The sequence below is a fragment of the Candidatus Palauibacter australiensis genome, assembly GCA_026705295.1.
GTDB lineage: Bacteria > Gemmatimonadota > Gemmatimonadetes > Palauibacterales > Palauibacteraceae > Palauibacter > Palauibacter australiensis.
Genome location: JAPPBA010000135.1, coordinates 1 through 8,585 on the forward strand (window position 1 = coordinate 1; position 8,585 = coordinate 8,585).

6 protein-coding genes are annotated in these 8,585 nt (G+C 70.4%); 2 read left to right on the top strand and 4 right to left on the bottom strand.

Annotation, left to right across the window (positions count from 1 at the left end; translation table 11 throughout):
• The coding region (locus OXN85_10995) for a hypothetical protein (protein MCY3600478.1) at positions 1 to 543 on the top strand (543 nt) is incomplete at its 5' end.
• A 9-nt stretch (positions 544 to 552) separates the two neighbouring features.
• On the opposite strand, the gene OXN85_11000 is transcribed toward OXN85_10995, so the two are convergent.
• The 4 genes from OXN85_11000 to OXN85_11015 all read right to left on the bottom strand — a co-directional run bounded on the left by OXN85_11000 (position 553) and on the right by OXN85_11015 (position 7,986).
• Positions 553 to 3,156, bottom strand: coding sequence for a hypothetical protein (locus OXN85_11000; GenBank protein ID MCY3600479.1), 2,604 nt, complete (start codon positions 3,154 to 3,156; stop codon positions 553 to 555).
• A 43-nt stretch (positions 3,157 to 3,199) separates the two neighbouring features.
• Entirely contained in the window at positions 3,200 to 6,373 is a 3,174-nt protein-coding gene (locus OXN85_11005; GenBank protein MCY3600480.1) for a glycosyl hydrolase, read from the bottom strand.
• A 144-nt stretch (positions 6,374 to 6,517) separates the two neighbouring features.
• Positions 6,518 to 7,792, bottom strand: a complete 1,275-nt coding sequence (locus tag OXN85_11010) for a hypothetical protein (GenBank protein ID MCY3600481.1) — start codon at positions 7,790 to 7,792, stop codon at positions 6,518 to 6,520.
• 20 nt (positions 7,793 to 7,812) lie between these two features.
• Positions 7,813 to 7,986, bottom strand: coding sequence for a hypothetical protein (locus tag OXN85_11015; protein ID MCY3600482.1), 174 nt, complete (start codon positions 7,984 to 7,986; stop codon positions 7,813 to 7,815).
• 237 nt (positions 7,987 to 8,223) lie between these two features.
• Here OXN85_11015 and OXN85_11020 point away from each other — a divergent pair.
• Positions 8,224 to 8,585 (top strand): DUF222 domain-containing protein (locus OXN85_11020; GenBank protein ID MCY3600483.1); only part of this gene is annotated, 362 nt, incomplete at its 3' end.

The following is an 8,585-nucleotide window of genomic DNA, read 5'->3' on the forward strand; positions in this document are numbered from 1 at the left end:
ACCGACGCGGTGGAAGAGATCGGCGAGCACATGTCCGACTTCGCCGAGGACCTGAGTGCCGAGACGCTGGTCGATCGCCCGATCCCCTTCCGCGAGTTCTACGATCTTCTGCCCGAGCGGGCGGGGAACCTGAGACGGGTCTCGCGCGAGGGGGCGACGGGCGGAGCTCTGGGGTTCCACGTGTCCGTGGCCGAAGCGGAGTATGAGGGAAGGAACGGGGCCGAGGTCGAAGTCACCATCGCCGACGTCGGCGCGATTCCCGTGATCGGCTCGGAGGGCTTCGTGGAGTGGCTCGATCTCTCGGTCGACCAGGAGAGCGACCGGGGGTGGGAACGGACGATCGAATACGAGGGCTATCCGGCCATGGAGGAGTTCCGCCGCACGCGCGGCGACCGCGGCCGCGCGGAGTTCACCTGGTTCATCGAGGATCGCTTCGTCGTCGAGCTGGACGGACGGAACCTGACGATCGACGAACTCCACGAGTTGCGAGACGCGATCGACACCGGCGCGCTGGCGGAGCTGCGCGACCGCGAGGGCCAGTAGCGCAACGGCTTAGCGGTCCCAGTCCGCGGGGTCGGGGATCCCGCGGCTGACCCAGACCTCGAGGGTGGGGTCCAGGGCCAGCGCTTCGGCCACCGCCCCGGCGAGTCCGGCGGGCGACGCATCCCGCAGGATCGCGCGCACCTGTCGGGTCGCGGGATTGCGCACGATGGCGGTGGGGAGGTGGCTCCCGCCGTCGAGCGTAAAGGATCCACCGGGCCCCGAGAGCGTGAGGCTCGCGAGCGCGCTCGCCCACGCGGGCTGGACCGGCACGGCGAAGGCGAAACCCAAACCTCCGTTCCCATGGGCGATGCGCCACATGTCGAAGCGCAATGCGAACAGTTCTTCACCCGACGCGTTCCGGCCGCGAATACGATAATCGCCGCCCCGCCGGGGCAGAGACGGCGGAGCGTCGAGGGCGAACGCGGGCTCCAGGTAGGGAACGCCTTCCTCGCTGACACCGCCCCAGAGCAGCAGCGTGCGGCCATCGCCGCCCGCTGCCCCGCGCGGGGCGGATTCGAGTGGTTCCGTGCGGAGGCGGAAACGCATCGCGTTGTAGAAGTGATAGTCCCCGATCCAGTGCGGATCGCAATATCCCATGATATCGGGCCTATCCGGCGGAACGAGACTTCCGCCGTCGCGAAAGTCGTATCCCCATGCGCCGATCTGCCCGCTCGCCCCGGGATACCACGGATCGAAGCCGGTCGCGCTGCAGGGGGCGTGGCTGAGGCTCATGTTGTGCCCGAATTCGTGCCCGACGATGTCGGCTCGATCGTGACTGGAGAAGCTGGCGAACCCGCCGACGAAAGCCACGCCTCCGCCGTCGCTGTTCGTCATCGTGCCCATGTAGTGCCCGGCTCCCCCCTCCGCGGCACGTATCGCCGCCGTCTGGCCCAGGAGCGCGCTCTGGTTGTTGGTGGATGCCATGACGGGCTCGTGCGCCGTAACCGTCATGGCTCCCACCGGGAGGAGCGTACGCGTGTCCCAGAAGAGTTCGTGGTCCGGCGTCAGGCTGTTCACGAGGCTCACGATCGAGACGTCCGGGTCTGACGTCAGCACGAACGGAATCACCGTGAGATCGAAGGTGGGCATCGTTCGGACGTCGACCGCGCGCCGGCCCCTGTCGGGGATCCGCCGCGTGAGTCCCAGAGCCGGGTCCAGCGTGCCGTCGGGATCCGTCTCGACGACGATTTCGAGTCCGGGCTGCACGACCCGCCCCGGCACGACGGCGTTCGCGGACGTGGCGAGATCGCCTTCCTCAATCGCGGTCGGTACCGGGTTCGTCTGCGCGGAAATGTCGACGACGTGGGTTTCGGCGCCCTCCACGTAGAACCGGGCCCGGACGGCCGGAAAATCGACGGACGCACCTTCAGGGGCGGTCAGGAACACGCGCAGCAGCGCGGAATCGCCTGCGACGAGCGGCACGGGAAACCGTGACGACTGCACGGCCTGGGTGAGCACGATCGACGCGTCCTGCCCGCACACGGCGACCCGGTATCTGTACAGCCGCTCCAGCCAGTCCCGGAAGGCAGGTTCGGCGGGGGCGCAGAGCCCCGAGCCTCCGAGATGGAGTTGGACCAGCCCCCGGATCGACGTCAACTCGACGGGCACCGGGCCGGTCAGCAAGGCGTTGTCCGACAGGTTCAGCTCGCGCAGCGCCGCCAGGCGCCCGAGCGCCGCGGGCACCGGTCCCTCGAGGTTGTTACGCATGAGCAGCAGCGTCTGCAGTTCGCCCAGGTCCCCGAGCTCGGACGGGATGGGTCCCGTGAGATCGTTGCCGCTCAGGTCCAGCCGGCGCAGCGCGCCGAGGTTGCCCAGCGCCGCCGGGATCGGCCCCTCGAATTCGTTGTCCCCGAGGTCCAGGTCATCCAGGTAGCGGAAGTCTCCGATCAGCGGCGGGATCCGGCCGTGGAGGCGATTGTCGCCGAGATCCAGTTGCACGAGGATCGGCAGGCGGGCCAGTTCGGGCGGGACGGCCCCGGCGAGTTCGTTTCCCGGCAGCAAGAGCGACTGGAGGCGGTCGAGGTCGCCGAGTTCCGGGGGGAGATGCCCCCGGAGTCGGTTGAAGGCCAGGTCGAGGTCCGTCACCCGCCCCGCCTGGTCCACGCCCACGCCGTACCACGTATCCAGCGGTCGACCGGTCAGCCAGTTGTCGTCGGCGGTCCAGGCCTCGCCGCCCGTCGCTTCGTAGAACGCCCGGAGGACGACGTGGTCCGCCGTCACGGGCTCGGGCACGAGAACCTGGAACTCCAGTCGGGCCTGCAGCGCACGGGGATCGCGGGCCCGGATCGTGACCCGCGCTTCGCCCGGCGCGACCCCGGCGACGGTGACGGTGGTGCCTGAAAGCGAGGCGGAAGCGACGCCGGGGTCGGAGGTCGCGACGGAGAACGTGAGGGCGTCCCCGTCCGGATCCGTGAAGTAGGCCGCCGCGTCCACCGTGAGCGTGTCGCCGGCCGCCAGTTCCTGGGGCGGGATCGTGCTCGTCGGTGTCGGCCGGCGGTTGGGAGAAGCCGTGGGCGGCGCCGTGGAGTCGCCGCCGCACCCCGCGGTCGAGAGGATCACGAGCGCCAGCAGCCCCGCCGGTGCGGCCGGCGAGCCTCTTCCCCCCCGGCTCACGAGGCGACGTGCGGCGACCGGCGCCGACCAACCCCCACGCCGGTCAGCTCGTGGCGCGGGGCCTGGTGCGCACGATGACGCCGGGGACGCCGGCCTCGCGCAGGCGGTTGTTGAACTCCGCGACGTCCGTGTCGATGATCTGCTGGAGCGTGGTCAGCCACCCGCCGAGTTCGGCCTCGAGTTCGTCGGCGCGGACGGCCGCCACCGCGTTGGGGCGGTCGTAGGTCGATGCGATGTAGCCGTACAGGTTCGCGATCTCGTTGTCGAGCATGGGCGGGAAGTTGAGCATGTCCTGCCCCGAGCGGTTCCGCGTCTGGAAGAGTTCCTCCTCGACATCCGTGAGCTTCTCGCCCGCCGCGTCCGCCATCTCCGTGAAGTCATCGCCGTAGCCGGCCTCCTCCACGGACGTCGCGATGTCGCTCATCTGCGACCGGACCGAACGCACCTCGCGCACGGCGTCGTGCGACTGCTGGAGAAGACCGCGCACCCGGACCATCAGGTCGTGCTGCTGCTGCAGGTCGGCGACCGTGATCTGGTCGGCCACGCGCGGATCGACATGGACCGCCAGCGGCTGCGTCTGCGTCGCGTCCCCCGCCGTCAGCCGCACCTCATAGCGCCCGGGCACCGCGGGCACCCGGCCCGTGAAGCCCCAGATCCGGGCGCCCTGGACGAGGTCGGGCCCTTCTCCCTGAAGGTTCCAAACCATCCGGTTCAGACCCGCGCTCGTCTGGAGGCGGTCCGGCGACCAGGTCGAGGCCCGGCCGATCGCCGCCTTCGCCTCCTCGTCCCAAGAACCCGGGTTCGAGGAGTAGACCCGCACGACCTCGCCGGCCGCATCCGCGATCTCGAGGTTGATCGTCTCCTCCATCCCCTCGCCGAGCGCGAAGTGAATCGACGCCCCGTTGGGGAAGACGCCCTGCGCGCGCACCGCGTCGCGCGGCACGTAGAGGTGGACGTCGGCCGCCAGCGTGGCCGCGGACATCGTGCGGAGCGGAGACACGTCGTCGAGGATCCAGAACGAGCGGCCCTGCGTCCCGATGACGAGGTCGCCCTCGTGCACGAGCATGTCCGTGATCGGCGTGATCGGCAGGTTCTGCTGGAAGCGCTGCCAGTTGTCGCCGCCGTCGAAGCTCACGTAGAGCCCGAACTCCGTGCCCGCGTAGAGGAGGCCCTCCCGCGCCGGGTCCTCCCGCACGACGCGCACGAAGTGGCCCGGTTCGATCCCGTTGCCCGAGAGCCGGGTCCAGCTCGCCCCGTAGTCGTCCGTGCGCCACATGTAGGGCGTGTTGTCCTGCATCCGGTAGCGGTAGACGGCGACGTGCGCCCGCCCCGCGCCGTGCGCCGAGAGGTCGATCATGTTGACGGTCGAGAACTCGGGCAGGTCGCCCGGCGTCACGTCTTCCCAGCTCGCCCCGTCGTCCCGCGAGACGTGGATGAGGCCGTCGTCCGAGCCCACCCACAGGACGCCCGCCTCGTGCGGCGATTCCTCGAAGGCGAAGATCGTCCCGTACATCTCCACCCCGGTGTTGTCCCACGTGATGCGCCCGCCCGCGTGCTCCATCTTCGTCGTGTCGTTGCGCGTGAGATCCGGGCTGATCGTCTCCCACGAGTATCCCGCGTCCGATGTCCGGTTCACGTACTGCGAGGTGTGATAGATGACGTCGGGGTCGTGCGGGGAGATCCGGATCGGCGCGTTCCACTGGAAGCGGTGCCGCATCGTCTTCGGGGCCTGTCCAAGCTGGAGCTGGGGATAGAGGAGCATCTGGCGCACGTCGCCCGTGCCCCGGTCCACCCGGTTGATGCTGCCGCCGTAGCAGCCCGCGTACGTCACGTTCGGGTTCCGCGGGTCGATCGCGATGTGGCCGCTCTCACAGCCGCCGACCGCGGCCCAGTGCTGCGCCGGCTGCACCGCCGGCATGCCGCGGCTGGGCACCATGATCGTGGAGTTGTCCTGCTGCGAGCCGTACACGCGGTAGGGGAACTGGTTGTCGACGAACACCCGGTACATCTCGGCCGTGACCTGGTTGTAGTACGTGGACCAGCTCTCCGCGCCGGTCGTCGTCACCTGCCCGCCGCCATCGTTCGCCACGACCTGGAAGTCGGGGTTCTCGTAGTTGATCCAGAGGTCGTGCACGTCTCCGTGCGGCACGCCGTAGCCCTGCCACGTCGCGCCGCCGTCGATCGACTTGTTGTAGCCGACGTTGAGGGCGTACACCGTGTTCTCGTCCACCGGGTCGGCGTAGATGTGCGTGTAGTACCAGGCGCGCTGCTGGAGCCCGCGGTCGTCGTTCACGCGCCGCCAGTTGTCGCCCCCGTCCTCGGAGCGGTAGACGCCGCCCCGGTCGTTGGGCGCCTCCATGAGCACCCACACCCGGTCGGGGTTGGCGCGCGAGACGGTGACGGCCGCCTTGCCGACGAGGCCGGTGGGGAGTCCGCCCTCGAGCCGGGTCCACGTGTCCCCGCCATCGGTCGACCGGAACACGCCGGACTCCTCCGAACCGGAGATCGCGGTCCACGGCTTGCGCTCGCCCCGCCACGCCGTAGCGAAGACGATGCGCGGATTCACCGGGTTGATCGCGAGATCCACCGCGCCGGTGGAGTCGGAGATCGCGAGCACGTGGTCCCACGTGTCCCCGCCGTCCGTCGTGCGGAAGACGCCGCGCTCGGGGTTGGGCCCGAACGGGTCGCCGAGCGCGGCCACGAAGGCGATGTCGGCATCGCGCGGGTGGACCTCGATGCGGCCGATCTGCCCCGCGTTCGGGAGGCCGATGTGGGTCCACGAGTCGCCCCCGTTCGTGCTGCGGTAGACGCCGACCCCCTTCGACACGTTTCCGCGGATGGGGGCCGAGCCGGTGCCCACGTAGATGACGTTCGCGTCGCTGTCCGCCACGTCGATCGCCCCGATCGAGCCCGTCTCGATGTAGCCGTCGGAGATGTTGCGCCAGTTGAGGCCGGCGTCGTCCGTGCGCCACACGCCGCCGCCCGTCGCGCCCATGAAATAGGTGAGCGGCTGCTCCGTGATCCCCGCCACCGCCGTGCTGCGCCCGCCCCGGGGCGGCCCGATGGACCGGAAGCTGAGGCCCGCGACATCGGCGGAGTCGAACACCACCGCCTCCTGGGCGGCGAGCGCCGAGGGGGCGACGGCGAAATCCGCCGCGGCCAGGACGGCTGCGGCGAGGGTGAGCGTGGTCGGCGTGACGATGGCCAGCTTGCGCATGGGGCTCTCGCTCCTGTTACGGCGGCACGTTGATTCGCTGCGGTTGTGGCGGACCTCCCGGACGCCATGCCCGGTCGGACCGCGGCCCGCCAACGTAGATGGACAAAGCCCGCCGCGACAATCACCGTGATTGTCGCCCGGCGCTCAGGCCGTAGTGGCTGCTTCGGTGAAGAAGTTGCGGAGGGTGCGGGCGACGAGCCCATCCTCGCCTTCGCGGAGGAGGCGCGTGCGGACGGTCATCAGGTAGGCGAGGCGGGGCTCACCGGCCATGAGTCCGGCTTTCGCTTCGTCGGTCGTGAGGGGGATGACGCCAGGGTCCCAGGTGAGTTCCACGTCCTCGTAGCCCGCGGTGTTCGTCACGACCTCGGCGGTGAGGCCGGGGACGTCGGCGAGATCCGCGGCGATGCGACGGGCCATGTCGGACCAGCCCGCGACCCACGACTCGACATCGCGCGCCACGTAGCGGTCCAGGGCGACCACGAGACCGACGATCTCCTCCTTCCCCACCTTCATGCCCCGGCCGATGCCATCGTTCGGCGAGGCGTTCAGACGCGCCGCTTCGACGAGGTCCGCCCGCCCGGCCAGGATGCCGGACGACTGCGGGCCGCCGATCCCCTTGCCGCCGCTGATCACGATCAGGTCCGCCCCCGCCTCGACGAACTCCACGAGACCCACCCCGGTCGGGAGGTCCGATGCCATGTCGACCAGCACGGGGACACCGGCCGCGCGCCCGATCTCGATCTGCTCGCGCACGGCCATGACCTCGGGCCCGGGGGCGGGCGCCCAGTCCACGGGCGCCGGAGGTGCGAACATCGTCTGCCGCTCCGCCGTCGCGAGCGCGGCGATCATCGCCGTCCGCCCCGTCAGCTTCGCCCGAAAGTCCTCCCGCGTCTGCGCCTCGACGATCGTCATCCCCGCGTCCCGGTACGCCCGGTCGTAGCCGAACCGGTGCGGCGTCTGGATCAGGCACTCCCGGCGCGGCCACGTGGGGAGGGGAAGCGCGTGAACCCGCTCCGGATCCGTGCCCGTCAGGCAGCCGGCCGCCCCGAGCACCATTGCCGAGAAGCCGCCGGCTGTGACGAGCGCCGCCTCGGTCCCGAGCCGCTCCGCGATCCGCGCCCCCGCCGCCTCGAGCAACTCGTTCATCTCGACGAAGAACGCGTTCGCCTCCGCCATCGCCGCGATGACCTCGGCGTCCATCCGTCCCCCGCCCAGTCGCGAGACGTGCTCGTGCGCCGGGAGGTGGGGTCTCACGCCGAGGAGGCGCGTATAGATGTTGTCGCGGTAGCGGGCTTCGAGCGCATCGGGATCCGTCGGCCAGCCCGCCGCGTCCGACCCCTGCGCGCCACCGCCCGTCCCCGGCGCACACCCCGAGAGCCCGATCGTGAGGCCCGCCGCCCCCGCGCCCGTCCGGATCACGAACCCTCGCCGATCGACGGTCACGATCCCCGGCCGCCCTCGCCGGTGTCGTCGGGGTTCGCGGTCCGGTGCCGCACGTAGCTCTCGAGTACGCGGTTCATTCGCAGCTGGTAGCCCTTCCCTTCGTCGAGTTCCCGGACCGTATGGATTGTAGTTACCACAACGAAGCCCGTCCCGCGACGACGCGATCTCACCGGCGGCCCGCTCCAGTTGCCGATGCCGACGGGTCGTCGGCGTTCCCGCGGGAACGTCCCGACCGTTGAGATCGCGTTGGAGATCGCGTTGAGACCGGGTTGAGAGGCGACCCGAACATTTACCGAAGAACGGGGTATGAAACCGGAGTCACAAACGGTGCCGGCTCCCCGCTCGCGTCCCGCCCGCGCGCGGGCCCCGCGCGGGCCCCTGAACCCTGAGATTCGGATGAGAACGCCATGCCTGTCACGCCCGACGCCCGCGATGCCTCGACCCGTGATGCCCCGACCCCTGATGCCTCGAACGCTGCGGTCTCGCACCCCGCGGTCTTGAACGGCGACCCTGTCGGCGACGAGATCGCCGAACTCTGCGCCCACCTCGACGCCAGCCTGTATCGGCTCCTGATCCTGCTGCGCCGCTTCGATGAGGAGGAACGCTGGAGCGGGTGGCGCTCCTGCGCCCACTGGCTGAACTGGCGCGCCGGGATCTCCCTCGGCGCGGCTCGCGAGCGGCTGCGGGCGGCCCGCTGCCTCGCCGAGCTGCCGTTGACCTCGGCCGAGATGGAGAAGGGGCGGCTCTCCTGGTCCAAGGTCCGGGCGTT

Coding starts and splice junctions, on each gene's coding strand:
- OXN85_11005 (MCY3600480.1), bottom strand. CDS start 6,373: ATGCGCAAGCTGGCCATCGTCACGCCGACCACGCTCACCCTCGCCGCA.